The following is a 12,737-nucleotide window of genomic DNA, read 5'->3' on the forward strand; positions in this document are numbered from 1 at the left end:
TCAACTCCATTGGGTGCCGGCCACGCCACCGGGCTGCCAGCCCCGGAACACCGGGGCCGAAGCGTCCGGTGTGCCGGGTGTCACCCGAAGGTCCCTGGGCCGGCCCAGTGCGCATTCCTGCACCCGGGTTCCCCATGCAGCGGCCGGCCACACCTCGGCATCGTAGTCGAGATGGCGCCGGGCGCAATCGGTCACGGTGTCCAGCACCTTGTGCAGCACGTCGGGCGCGCCTTCGTCCGGCAGGGGCGCCAGCACGGGCGCCAGCCCCTGGGAACGCAGCAGCTTCAGCGCGCCGTAGGCATCGATGCTGGACTGGGCGAGCCCCAGCACCGGCACCAGCACGCGGGCTTCCAGATCGCGGAACAGCGTGGCCAGGGTGGCCGCGGGCGCCAGCAGCAGGAGCGCGGCCCCGTCGCCGAACGGCGCCAGCAGCCGTGTGAGGGCGGGCCGGCTGCCGCCGGCACGGGCGGTTTCCTGCAGGCGCTCCAGACCACGGGCGGCCGGCAGCACCAGCCATTCGCCGCCACCGGTCGGGCGCTCCAGGTTGGCGATGGACGGGTCCTGCAGCAGGTGCAGCAGGCCGAGGTGGCTGCCGTCCGGCCCGCTGCGGCGTTGCAGCGATTCGGCGGCGCTGCCGTCGAGCACGACCGGATGCCGGCCGGCCGCGGCCAGTTGCAGCGAGAGCTGGCACAGCAATTCGTAGGCGCGGGCCGGCTGGGCCGGACTGGCCACCGGCATCACCACCGGCGAGCCGGGCCGGCGGGTGCGCAATCCGGCCGCCTGGTCGAAACCGGGCTCAAACATAGGCACCTCCGAGGTCGATGCCACGGGCGGAGGACTGCGCAAAGTAAAAACCCATTTCGCTGGCACGGGGGTCGTAGGCCGACTTGCCCTCGCTGCCCAGCGACAGCCGGACCAGGGCGGCGGCGTCGGCACCCGACCAGTCTTCCGGCACACGCTGGCCGTTGGCCAGTCCCCGCAACACCACCTGGTGGCGGATCAGCGCGTCCACGGCCGGGCCGAGCTTGACCGCCTCGTCCACCTTGGACAGCACCACACCGTGCAGGGTGCTGGCCTTGAAGGCCACCAGCACGTCGTCCAACGTGTCGCCGTGGGCGCCGGCGTTGAGCACCAGCGTCTTCTTGATCGCCGGCATGTCCAGCAGGTCGAGCATTTCCTGGATGCGCTGGTCGCGCTGGCCCAGGCCGGCCGTGTCGATGATCACCATGCGCTTGCCGGCCAGCAGGTTCAGCAGGTCGACCAGCGCCGCGCGGTCGTGTGCCTGGTGCGCGACCACGCCCAGCATGCGGCCGTAGGCGCGCAGTTGTTCGAAGCCCGCGACCCGGTAGGTGTCGAGCGTGATCAGCCCGACGCTGGCCGTGCCGTACTTGTGCACGCACTGGGCCGCCAGCTTGGCGGCGGTGGTGGTCTTGCCGACGCCGGTGGCGCCGATCAGTGCGACCACCCCGCCTTCGTCGGCCAGGCCGGCCCCGGGCGCCGCGATCTTGAGGTTGCGCGCCAGCACGTCCATGACCCAGCGCACCGCCTCGGCGGGGCTCAGCTCGGCCGGCATGCGTTCAAGCACCGCGCGCGACATGGTGGGCGAAAAGCCGGCGCGGATGAGCTTGAGCATCAGGTTCGACTGGATCGGGTTCTGCTTGGACGAGCCCAGCCAGGCCAGCGTGTTGAAGCGCTCTTCGATCATGTCCTTGAGCGCCGACAGTTCCTCCGAGATGCGGTGGTCACCCGCTCCCAGCGAGGGCGCGGCCACCACCGGTTCTTCCCAGCTCGGCGCAGCCGGACGGGTGCGGATGGGCGGCGGCACCTGGGCCGATGCCATGCCCAGATCGCCCAGGCGTTGCGCCGACATCGGCTGGCGCTCGGGCGCCGGCATGGGCGCGGCACGCGGCGCTTCGGCGCGCTGGGGCGCGACCGGTGCCTCCGGGGCTTCCGCGCCCTGGGCCGCACGGCGCTTGCGCAGCATGCGCTCGCGCACATAGTCCTGGAACGACAGGGTGCTCATGGCCATGGTGGCGGTGTCGTCCTCGACATCGGCCACGGCAGGCGACTGCGGGGCCGGCGCGGCGGCCTGGGTGCTGATCTGGCGCGGCGCAGGTGCCAGCGCGCTCAGGCTCTCTTCGGCCGCCGCCATCACCTCGAAGCCGTCTTCGGTCGAGCGCGTCGAGAGGATCACGGCGCTCTCGCCGAAGGTGCTGCGCGCCTTGGCCATGGCTTCGCGCGAGGTCGAGGCGGTGAAACGCTGGATGTTCATGCTGCAAGCTCCCCAAGAATCGGGCCGATACGGATGAGGTGGGTTTCAGGAATTTCGCTGTGGGCGAGCACCTGCAGGCGCGGCGCGGCGCGGCGCAGCAGGCGGGCCATGGCGGTGCGGATGGCGTCGGGCACCAGCAGGCAGGCGGGCACGCCCTTCTCTTCCTGCCGGTTGGCCACGTCGGTGGCCGACTTGCTCAGCATTTCGGCCACGCCGGGATCGAGCGACGTGCCGTTGGTGCCGGCCAGTGCCTGCATCAGCAGCCGCTCCAGACCAGGCTCGATGGCGATCACTTCGAGGTCTTTGACCGGGCCGTAGATCTGCTGGACGATGGCCGGGGCCAGGGCGATGCGCACGCGGCGTGCCAGTTCCTGCGGGTCGGTGACGACACCGGCGTTTTCGGCCAGCGTCTCGACGATGGTGCGGATGTCGCGCACGTGCACACCCTCTTCCAGCAGCAACTGCAACACTCGCTGGAACGTGGGGATGGGCACCATTTTGGGCACGACTTCCTCGATCAGTTTCGGGGCCAGGCGTGTCACGTGTTCGACCAGGTCCTGGGTCTCCGTCCGGCTCAGCAAGCGCGCGGCCTGGACTTGCATCAAGTGTGAAAGATGGGTCGCCAGCACGGTCTCGGAATCAACCACGGTAAAACCGGCCATTTGCGCGCTCTCCCGCTGCCGTTCTTCGATCCAGTGCGCGGGCAGGCCGAAAGCGGGGTCTTTCGTGGGGGTGCCGATCAGCGGCATGTTGACGCCACCGGGGTTGATCGCCAGAAACATGCCGGGGAACACCTCGCCCTCGCCCACCACCACGCCGCGCAGGGTGATGCGGTAGGCACTGGGGTGCAGCTCCAGGTTGTCGCGCACATGCACCGCGGGCGGCAGAAAACCCACCTCCTGCGCGAACTTCTTGCGCACGCCCTTGATGCGGGTGAGCAGATCGCCCTGGCGGCTCTTGTCGACCATGGCGATCAGGCGGTAGCCCAGCTCCAGGCCCAGCAAATCGACCGGCTGCAGGTCGTCCCAGGTGGCCTCGCCGTCGCTGGCGGGGGCCGGCGTCTCGTCGCTGGGCGGGGGCTTGCGCTCTTCCTTGAAGCGCCACCAGGCGAGCGCCCCGAGCGCGCTGGCAAACAGCAGGAAGACCAGGTTGGGCATGCCCGGGATCACGCCCAGCAGGGCCAGCACGGCGGCGGTGATGCCGAGCACGCGCGAGGACATGAACATCTGCTCGACCAGTTGCACGCCGACGTCTTCGTCCTTGCCGACACGCGACACCACCATGGCGGCGGCCACCGAGATCAGCAGCGCCGGCACCTGGGCCACCAGCGCGTCGCCCACCGCCAGCAGGATGTAGCTGTCCGCCGCTTCGCCCGCGCCCAGCCCGTGCTGGACCATGCCGATGATCAGGCCACCGATGATGTTGATGAACAGGATCAAGATGCCGGCGATGGCGTCGCCGCGCACGAACTTGGAGGCACCGTCCATGGAGCCGAAGAACTCGGCCTCCTCGCCCACCTCGGTGCGGCGGCGCCGGGCCTCTTTCTCGTCGATCATGCCGGCGTTCAGGTCGGCGTCGATGGCCATCTGCTTGCCGGGCATGGCGTCCAGGGTGAAGCGCGCCGACACTTCGGCGATCCGCTCCGACCCCTTGGTGATCACGATGAAGTTGATCACCACCAGGATCGCGAACACGATCAGGCCGACGGCAAAGTTGCCGCCGATCAGGAAGTGGCCGAAGGCCTCGATCACCGCCCCCGCAGCGGCCGGTCCGGTGTGCCCTTCCATGAGCACCACCCGGGTCGAGGCGACGTTCAGCGACAGGCGCAGCAGCGTGGTGAGCAGCAGCACCGTCGGGAACACCGAGAAGTCGAGCGGCCGCTTCATGTAGGCCGCGACCATCATCACCACCAGCGCCATGCCGATGTTGAAGGTGAAGAAGGTGTCCAGCATCCAGGCCGGCATCGGCAGGATCATCATGGACAGCACCAGCACCACCAGCAGCGGTGCGGCCAGACCCTTGGCCCAGGCGGCGTTCTGCTCCAGCCATTGCTGGACACGCTGCAGTTGCGCGTTCATGCGTCACCCCCGGTGTTGGGTTTTTTCTTGTTGTGCGGATCCAGCTCGGGCGGCACCTGCGGCGTGGGCACGGCGCCGGGCATCACGCCACGGCCCGCGAGCGCGGCCTTGAGCTGGTAGACATAGGCCAGCACCTGGGCCACCGCGGTGTACAGGGCCGACGGAATTTCCTGGTCGATCTCGGCGTGCGCGAACAGGGCCCGTGCAAGCATGGGCGACTCCAGCACCGGCACCTGGGCCGACTTGGCCACGTCGCGGATCTTCAGCGCCAGCAGGTCGGCGCCCTTGGCGATCACGCGCGGCGCGTTCATGGTGGCATCGTCGTACTGGATGGCGACCGCGTAGTGGGTCGGGTTCATCACCACCAGATCGGCGGCGGGTACCCGCGTGATGCTCTGGCGCATGGCCAGCTCGCGCTGGCGCTGGCGGCGCTTGCCCTTGATGTGCGGATCGCCTTCGCTTTCCTTGTGCTCGCGCTTGACCTCGTCCATCGACATGCGCAGGCGCTGCGCGTGCAGGAATTTCTGCATCGGGAAATCGACCGCCGCGAACAGCGCCACCGTCAGCAGCAGAAAGCCCACGCCCAGCGACAGCCAGGACCCGAGCTGACCCAGGCCGCCTTCCAGCGGCTGCATCAGCAGGCTGCCGAACGGCTGCAGATGGCTCTGGAGAAACTGCCAGCCGACAGCCCCGAGCACCGCCGCCATGCCCACCAGCTTGACAGTTTCGAACAGCTGCTGTTTGGAAAAAAGCCGACCGATGCCGGCCAGCGGGTCGAGCCGCTTGAGGTCCGGCACCAGGGGCTTGGTCGACAGGGTCCAGGCCCCGGACGCGAAGGCCACACCCAACGCCAGCGCCAGCACCAGCAGGCCCAGCGGCAGGTACAGCAGCAAGGCGCGGCCAACCCCGTCGGTCAGGCGCTCCAGCATGGTCTGCGGCACCAGCAGCGCCTGGTGGTCGAAATGCAATTGCCGCGCCATGCCGGCCTTGAGCGCCGCGAAAGCCGACGGCAGCAGCGCCATGAACACGGCCGCACCACCGCCCAGGACCGCAAAGTGTCCGAGGTCGCGCGAGCGCGCGATCTGCCCTTCGTCACGCGCCTTCTTCAGGCGCTTGGCGGTGGCCGGTAGGTTTTTGTCCTGGCTGGAGCCTTCCATGATGCGGTCTCATCAAGCGATGCGACCGATTGTGGAAGCGAGGCGCCAAAACTAAAGGGGAATAAAGGCCCTGTCCGGGCCGTTTTTCCGGCGCACAGCGCCCTGATCCTGCTATGCCCGCGCGATGGCTGATCCGCCGCCTGCATGCGACGGCAGCAGCACCGCGTGCTCGGCCGGAACCGCCCGGCCTGCTCAGAACCCCAGGCTGGCCAGCAGGTCGTCCACCTGCTCCTGGTTGCTGACCACGTCGGTGCGGCTGGCCGGGTCGACCACCGGACCGCCCAGGCCTGGGTGCAGCTCGATGGCCTTGTCCTGTCCGGGCTTGCCCCCTGGCGCGGCCTGCAGCAGCAGCGCCAGCAACTGCTCTTCAATGGTGGCCGCCAGCATGACCACGCGGTTGATCACCTGCCCGGTGAGGTCATGGAAATCCTGCGCCATCATGATTTCGGTCAGCCGCCCGTCGCAGCGCCGGCTGCTCTCGACCACCTCGTTCGACCAGACCAGCAGCTCCGGCATGGCGCGGGCCAGGCCCGGCACGCTGGCGATGGTGCGCGCGAGCTGTTCGCCGCGCTCGGCGATCAGGGTCTGCTCGGCCTTGGCCTTGTCGACGTGATTGAGCACCTTTTCCGCGGCTTCGCCGGTCAGGCGCGCAATGTAGTGCAGGCGGCTCTGCGCGTCGGGCAACTGGTCCACCGTGCCCATCAGCTTGTCGGTGTAGCCCAGCTCCTTGAGGGCTTCGTGCAGTTGCCGCGTGATGGCCCCCAGACGCTGGAACATCTCGGGATTGCCAGCGGCCCCCGTGTCTTTGTCGTCATCCATGGCTGCGTCTCCCGTAGGGCTCAGAGGCCCATCTTCTTGAAGATGTTGGCCAGCTTTTCTTCCAGCGTGGCCTTGGTAAAGGGTTTGACGATGTAGCCCGCAGCGCCGCCCTGGGCGGCCTGCACGATGTCTTCCTTGCGCGCCTCGGCCGTCACCATCAGCACCGGCAGGTGCTTGAGCGCATCGTCCTTCTTGATTTCCGCCAGCAGCTGGAAGCCGTTCATGTTGGGCATGTTGATGTCGGTCACCACGAAACCGAAGTTGCCTTCGCGCAACTTGTTCAGCGCAATGGCACCGTCTTCGGCCTCGTCGGCGTCGTTGTGACCGATCTCTTTGAGCAGGTTGCGCACGATCCGGCGCATGGTGGAGAAGTCGTCAACGATCAGGAATTTCATCAGGAGCTCCGGGCAAGGCGGGTGATCTCAACGGCTTTTGACCGTTTCGAACTCTTCTCGTGGTTTCGGCACTTCCACGTGGTTCTGTAGGAATGACAGGGGCAGCGGCCCCGCGGCCGGCGGCAAATCGGCCGGTGTCAGCCTTTCTTCCGCCTCTTTGGTCATCACCAGGATGCTGATGCGCCGGTTCACCGCCGCGCCCGGGTTGGCCGCATCGTAGGGCCGGCTCGATGCCAGGCCCTCCACCCGCACCAGTTTGTCGTCCGGCAGGCCGCCGGCCACCAGTTCGCGGCGCGAGGCGTTGGCGCGGTCCGAAGACAGCTCCCAGTTGCTGTAGCCGCGGTCGCCGCTGCCATAGGGCGTGGCGTCGGTGTGTCCGGCCAGCGCGATGCGGTTCTCGACGTCCGTCAGCCCGGCGCCGATGCTGCGCAGGATGTCGCGCATATAGGGTTTCACCACCGCCGAGCCGACGTCGAACATCGGCCGGTTCTGGTCGTCCACGATCTGGATCTGCAGACCGTCGGCGGTGCGTTCAAGCTTGATCTGCCCGCCGAAGTCGCGCAGCGTAGGGTTGTTGGCCACCAGGTCGCGGATCTTGGCGTGCAGCGCGTCGATGCGCATGGCATCTTGCCGCGCCAGTTCGGCCCGCGCCATCTGGGCGCCCCGCACCTTTTCAGCGCGCTGGGCGTCGCCGCCATCGACCTGACCGGCCGCCCGGCTCAGGTCGCGCCCACCGCCGGGCAGCACGCTCTCGCTGTTGCCGGTGCCGTCGCCGCCCATCAGGGTGACCAGCGGCGGCGTGTTGAAGTAGTCCGCAATCCCCTGCAGATCGCCCTTGGACGTGGAGCCCAGCAGCCACATCATCAGGAAGAAGGCCATCATGGCGGTCACGAAGTCGGCGTACGCGATCTTCCACGCCCCGCCGTGGGCCGCGTGACCGCCCTTCTTGATGCGCTTGATGATGATGGGCTGTAGCTTCTTGCCGTCGCCTGCCATGTGCAATCCCCTGTCGGTTCGCCGCGGTTACAGATGGGTCCCCGTCACTTCTTGCCCTTGACGTGGCCTTCGAGCTCGGTGAAGGTCGGGCGCACATCGGAATACAGCACTTTGCGCCCGAACTCGATCGCCGTCGAGGGGGCATAGCCCTGCATGCTGGCGAGCAGGGTGGTCTTGATGCACTGGAATTCCTTGGACGCCTCTTCCACCTTCTGCTCCAGCATGCCGGCAAACGGCTCGAACACCGCATAGGACAACAGAATCCCGAGGAAGGTACCGACCAGGGCCGAGCCGATCATGCCCCCCAGCACCGCTGGCGGCTGCCCGACCGAGCCCATGGTGTTGACCACGCCCAGCACGGCCGCCACGATGCCGAAGGCCGGCAGACCGCCGGCCAGGCGGGTCAGTGCCGCCACAGGAGCGTGCGCTTCCTGGTGATGGGTCTCGATTTCCGCGTCCATCAGCGACTCGATCTCGTGGGCGTTGAGGTTGCCCGACACCATCATGCGCAGGTAGTCGGTCACGAACTCGACCACGTGGTGATCGGCCGAGATGGTCGGGTACTTCTTGAACAGGGGCGACTGTTCGGGCGATTCCACGTCCTGCTCGATCGCCATCAGCCCTTCCTTGCGCGCCTTCTGCAGGATGTCGAACATCAGGGCCAGCAGCTCCATGTAACGGGCCTTGGTGAAGCGGCTGCCCTTGAAACACTGGCCGATGCCCTTGAGCGACTGCTTGACCACTTTCATGGGGTTGGCCACCAGGAAGGCACCGAGCGCGGCCCCCATGATGGTGGCCATTTCGAAGGGCAAGGCCTTGAGCACCACCCCGATGTTGCCCCCGTGGGCGATGAACACCCCGAAGACGCAGATCATCGAGAACAACAGACCGACGATGGCAAACATGTGTGTAGTTCAGTGAGGTTGCAGGCCCAGGAGGACACCCCTGCCACGGCCACTGCCTTTCGTATCGACCGACTCTAGGAGGGATTGAGGGCCACCGTGAACGCAAAAAAGACCCGCAAGCGGGTCCTTTTTGGGCTTTGAAGCCGGGTTTCAGTGCAAACGCAGGCCGCCGGAGGCGCTGCCTTTGCCCGCTCGCGCCGGTGGCTCGCACAGGCCGCAGACGAACTGGCGGGCATTTTCGTAGGGCTCGGTCACGAAGTGGCCGCCGCAGCACGAGCACTTGGTCAGGGTCAGCATGCCGCTGTTGACGAATTTCACCAGGCGCCAGGCGCGGGTGATCGACAACAGGGGCTCGATCTGGCTGGCCTGGGTCTGCTCGCTGTAGAGGCGGAAGGCCTTGATGACCGTGTCGATCTCTTCGAGCTCGCTGGCCTTGGACAGGTATTCGTGGATGTTCAGGAACAGCGAGGCGTGGATATTGGGCTGCCAGGTCAGGAACCAGTCGGTCGAAAACGGCAGTTGCCCCTTGGACGGGCTCTTGCCCGCCACTTCCTTGTACAGGCGCAACAGGCGCTCGTAGGACAGACTGGTCTCGTACTCCAGCACCTGCAGGCGGGCGCCGAGCTGGATCAGGGCCACCGCGCGTTCGATGTCGCGCGACTCGTTCAGGATGCTTTTGGTGGCCATGGTGTCCTCCGTGTACCCGTGCTAGCCACTCAGTGAGCGGCCATGGAGTCGGCGAAACGGCCGGCCATGAGGATGTTGGCGTGCAGCTGGGTCGTCGTGGCGTTGTCCACCTTCTTGACGTTGTGGTTCGTCAGCAGGTTCCAGACCAGGTCGTCGTCGACGCGGAAGCGGCACAGCAGCATGTTGGTCGAAGCGATCTTGAGCAGCTGGGCGGTGGTCAGCATGGCGAGCATGTCGGCGGCTTCTTCGGTCAGGCCCAGGCGGAACAGCGCTTCGGCACGGTCCTGACGGATCAGGTTCTGCGCCAACATCAGGTAGGTCAGGTTGGCTTCGCGGATCTCGGCCAGAAGTTGTTCGCTGTTCATGAGTCTCTCCTAGAGGGTCAGGCGGGAGATGGGCGATTTGCTTACATCTGCTTGCCTGTTGTGTGTAATTGTGTCGGCCGGTAAAAAAACTTGAATCGGGAAACATCTGTTCCCGTCGTCATCCGGATACCGACACCTTGTCAGCCTTTTTCCTACAACCAAGGCATTCACCCGGGCGCGAACTCCGGCCCCGTCCGCGCCCCTGCAATGCCCTCGCCTGACAGAGCTCGCACCCACCGAAAGAACCGAACAGCGCCCCCGGAAGCCGCCTTTTTCGTGCAAAGCCACACACACAGGCACTAAAGAATATGGCCGGGCCTCCGAAATTGAACTCAACGAACTTCTAAACAGGTTCGTCGTCCGGCAAGCGAAGCGGCGAGACGGTCAGTGGTCCCAGGGCCGAACCGGCAGGCGCTTCCAGCATTTCCGGTCATGGCGGCCAGTCCACAGGGGGCTGGCGTTGAGATGGGCAGCGATGCCGGATTACTTTTGTTCTGTTCTTAGGAGTTAACGATGAGCACCATCAACACCAATGTGATGTCCCTCAATGCGCAGCGCAACCTGGCCTCGACGACCAGCTCGCTCGCCACCTCGATGCAACGCCTGTCTTCGGGCCTGCGTGTCAACAGTGCCAAGGACGACTCGGCCGGCCTGGCCATCGCCGAACGCATGAACGCCCAGGTCAAGGGCATGAACGTGGCCATCCGCAACGCCAACGACGGCATCTCCCTGGCGCAGACCGCCGAAGGCGCGCTGGGCAAGGTGGGCGATTCGCTGCAACGCATGCGCGAACTGGCTGTTCAGGCCGCCAACGCCTCGAACTCCGGCACCGACCGCGCCAACCTGGACGCCGAATACCAGGAACTGGCCAAGGAAGTGACCCGCGTGCTGACCGGCACCAAGTTCAACGGCACCAACCTGCTGAACACCTCCGCCGGCCTGCAGTTCCAAGTGGGCGCCAACAACGTGTCGCAAGACCAGATCAGCATCAACACGACCAACCTGACCGCAGGCTCGGGCATCACCGCGGTCGTGGGTGGCGACCTCACCAGCGCCACCAACGCCTTGGCCGCCATGGACAACCTCGATGCGGCCATCGACGAGATCACCACGGCCCGCGCCACCTTCGGTGCGACGCAGAACCGCTTTGAATCGGTGATCTCCAACCTGCAGGTGGCGTCGGAAAACCAGGCAGCCTCGCGCGGCCGGATCATGGACGCGGACTTCGCGGTCGAAACGGCCAACCTGTCGCGCACGCAGATCCTGCAACAGGCCGGTACGGCGATGGTGGCCCAGGCCAACCAGCTGCCGCAAGGTGTGCTGTCGCTCCTGCGCTGATCCTGGCCCCATCCCCAGGCGCGGCTTCGGCCGCGCCGTTCAGGCGGCGGCACCTCCCGGTGCCTGGCCGCCTTCCCGCTTGCAGCGGGATGTGCAGACCGCATGCCGCCCGGCGTGCGGTGCGTTCATCCTGAGGAGGAGCCCCCATGGCCACGATTTCATCCCCCGGCATTGGCAGCGGCCTCGATGTCTCGTCCATCGTCTCCCAACTGGTGGCGCTGGAGAAGGCGCCGCTGGCCCCGCTGCAGACCCAGGCCAGCTCCCTCAAAACCAAACTCTCGCTCTACGGCACCATCAAGTCCCAGGTGTCGGCCCTCGGTGACGCGGCTGCCAAACTGGCCGGCACCAGCGGCTGGAACGCGGCGTCGGCCACGTCCTCCAACAGCGCGGCCATCAGCGTCAAGGCCTCGGCGGGCGCCACGCCCACCACGCTGTCGATGCAGGTGCAGCAACTGGCCCGCAGCCAGACCACCACCTCCACCAGCGTGGCCACGGATGCGACCATCGGCAGCGGCACGCTGTCGATCCAGCTTGGCCAGTGGAGCGGCAGCAGCTTTGCGGCCGGTAGCGCCGATGCGGTGGACATCACCGTCGCCGACACCGACACGCTCACCGACATCGCTGCCAAGATCAACAACGCCGGCGCCGGCGTCAACGCGACCGTGCTCAAGGACGCCAATGGCGAGCGGCTGCTGCTCAACGCCAAGGACACCGGGCTGGCCAACGGCTTTCGCATCACCGCCAGCGACGACGACGGCAACGACGCCGACGCCAGCGGGCTGTCACGTCTGGCCTTCGATGGCTCCGGCACGACCGGCACCATACAGACCCAGTCGGCGCAAAACGCGCTGGCCACGATCAACGGGGCATCCATCGAGACGGCGAGCAACCAGCTGTCCGACACCGTCCCCGGACTGACCCTGCAACTGTCGCAGGTGACGACCTCACCGGTGTCCATCAACGTCGTGATCGACAACGACACCATCCGCAGCAACGTGCAGGCCTTTGTCTCCGCCTACAACGCTCTCAACACCACCCTGGCGAACGCCACCAAATACGACGAGGCGACCCAGACCGCCGGCACGCTGCAGGGGGACTCCACCGCGGTGGGGCTGCAGAACGCCCTGCGCTCGATGATGCGGTCGTACACCGACGGCGGCAGCTACACGCGCCTGGCCGACATCGGCATCAGCCTCCAGACCGGCGGCACCATGACCCTGGACTCGACCAAGTTCGACAAGGCGCTGACCAGCAACTTCGACGGGCTCAAGAACCTGTTTACGGTCAACAGCGGCAGCACCACGTCCGACGGCTTTGGCCGCAAGATAAAGACCTTCGCGCAAGGCCTGCTCGACAGCGAAGGCACGCTGACCAACCGCTCCGACGCGCTGCAGAAGGCCATCACCCGCAACAGCGACGAGCAGACCAAAGTGACGGACCGGGCCACGCGGGCCGAGGCCCGCTTCCTGGCGCAATACAACGCCATGGACGCTGCGGTGGCCAAGTTCAACGGGTTGAGCAGTTTTGTGTCACAGCAGATCACGCTGTGGAACAAGTCGTCCTGACGCCGACGGCGGACAGGCGCTCCGGCAGGCCTGTGGCGGTGCGGACGGCACGGCCGCAGGCCTTTTTTTCTTGAGCCAGACGGCTCCATTGCAAGCCGCGGAAAACGTACCAATTTTTACCGCTTATGTCCTCAGAGGCCACTTCAGACCCGCGTGTCGA

At 66.5% G+C, this 12,737-nt stretch carries 12 protein-coding genes; 2 read left to right on the forward strand and 10 right to left on the reverse strand.

Annotation, left to right across the window (positions count from 1 at the left end):
- The 10 genes from L0977_RS13250 to flhD form a co-directional block, all read right to left on the reverse strand.
- Entirely contained in the window at positions 1-804 is an 804-nt protein-coding gene (locus tag L0977_RS13250; RefSeq protein WP_234265327.1) for a hypothetical protein, read from the reverse strand.
- Positions 797-2,272: a flagellar biosynthesis protein FlhF gene (gene flhF, locus L0977_RS13255; RefSeq protein WP_234265328.1), complete on the reverse strand. Its 1,476-nt coding sequence runs from the start codon at positions 2,270-2,272 to the stop codon at positions 797-799. Before flhF ends, L0977_RS13250 begins: the two co-directional genes overlap by 8 nt.
- The gene (gene flhA / locus L0977_RS13260; RefSeq protein ID WP_234265329.1) at positions 2,269-4,350 is read right to left on the reverse strand and encodes a flagellar biosynthesis protein FlhA; all 2,082 of its coding nucleotides are present in this window, start codon (positions 4,348-4,350) and stop codon (positions 2,269-2,271) included. Before flhA ends, flhF begins: the two co-directional genes overlap by 4 nt.
- Positions 4,347-5,507: an EscU/YscU/HrcU family type III secretion system export apparatus switch protein gene (locus L0977_RS13265; RefSeq protein ID WP_234265330.1), complete on the reverse strand. Its 1,161-nt coding sequence runs from the start codon at positions 5,505-5,507 to the stop codon at positions 4,347-4,349. Before L0977_RS13265 ends, flhA begins: the two co-directional genes overlap by 4 nt.
- A 192-nt stretch (positions 5,508-5,699) precedes the next feature.
- Positions 5,700-6,326 (reverse strand): protein phosphatase CheZ, encoded by a 627-nt coding sequence (locus L0977_RS13270; protein ID WP_234265331.1) that lies wholly within the window; start codon positions 6,324-6,326, stop codon positions 5,700-5,702.
- A 20-nt stretch (positions 6,327-6,346) separates the two neighbouring features.
- Positions 6,347-6,721, reverse strand: coding sequence for a chemotaxis response regulator CheY (cheY, locus tag L0977_RS13275; protein WP_234265332.1), 375 nt, complete (start codon positions 6,719-6,721; stop codon positions 6,347-6,349).
- Between the two features lie 27 nt (positions 6,722-6,748).
- The gene (motB, locus tag L0977_RS13280) at positions 6,749-7,717 is read right to left on the reverse strand and encodes a flagellar motor protein MotB (protein WP_234265333.1); all 969 of its coding nucleotides are present in this window, start codon (positions 7,715-7,717) and stop codon (positions 6,749-6,751) included.
- Positions 7,718-7,761: 44 nt separating this feature from the next.
- Positions 7,762-8,622, reverse strand: coding sequence for a flagellar motor stator protein MotA (gene motA / locus L0977_RS13285; RefSeq protein ID WP_234265334.1), 861 nt, complete (start codon positions 8,620-8,622; stop codon positions 7,762-7,764).
- A gap of 150 nt (positions 8,623-8,772) precedes the next feature.
- Positions 8,773-9,309 (reverse strand): flagellar transcriptional regulator FlhC, encoded by a 537-nt coding sequence (gene flhC / locus L0977_RS13290; RefSeq protein WP_234265335.1) that lies wholly within the window; start codon positions 9,307-9,309, stop codon positions 8,773-8,775.
- Between the two features lie 29 nt (positions 9,310-9,338).
- On the reverse strand, positions 9,339-9,674 hold the full coding sequence (gene flhD, locus L0977_RS13295; protein ID WP_234265336.1) for a flagellar transcriptional regulator FlhD: 336 nt from the start codon (positions 9,672-9,674) through the stop codon (positions 9,339-9,341).
- Between the two features lie 513 nt (positions 9,675-10,187).
- Here flhD and L0977_RS13300 point away from each other — a divergent pair.
- The gene (locus L0977_RS13300) at positions 10,188-11,012 is read left to right on the forward strand and encodes a flagellin N-terminal helical domain-containing protein (protein WP_234265337.1); all 825 of its coding nucleotides are present in this window, start codon (positions 10,188-10,190) and stop codon (positions 11,010-11,012) included.
- A 146-nt stretch (positions 11,013-11,158) separates the two neighbouring features.
- Positions 11,159-12,577, forward strand: a complete 1,419-nt coding sequence (gene fliD / locus L0977_RS13305; RefSeq protein ID WP_234265338.1) for a flagellar filament capping protein FliD — start codon at positions 11,159-11,161, stop codon at positions 12,575-12,577.
- Positions 12,578-12,737 lie beyond the last annotated feature (160 nt).

This window comes from Hydrogenophaga sp. NFH-34, from assembly GCF_021401345.1.
Classification (GTDB): domain Bacteria; phylum Pseudomonadota; class Gammaproteobacteria; order Burkholderiales; family Burkholderiaceae_C; genus Hydrogenophaga; species Hydrogenophaga electricum.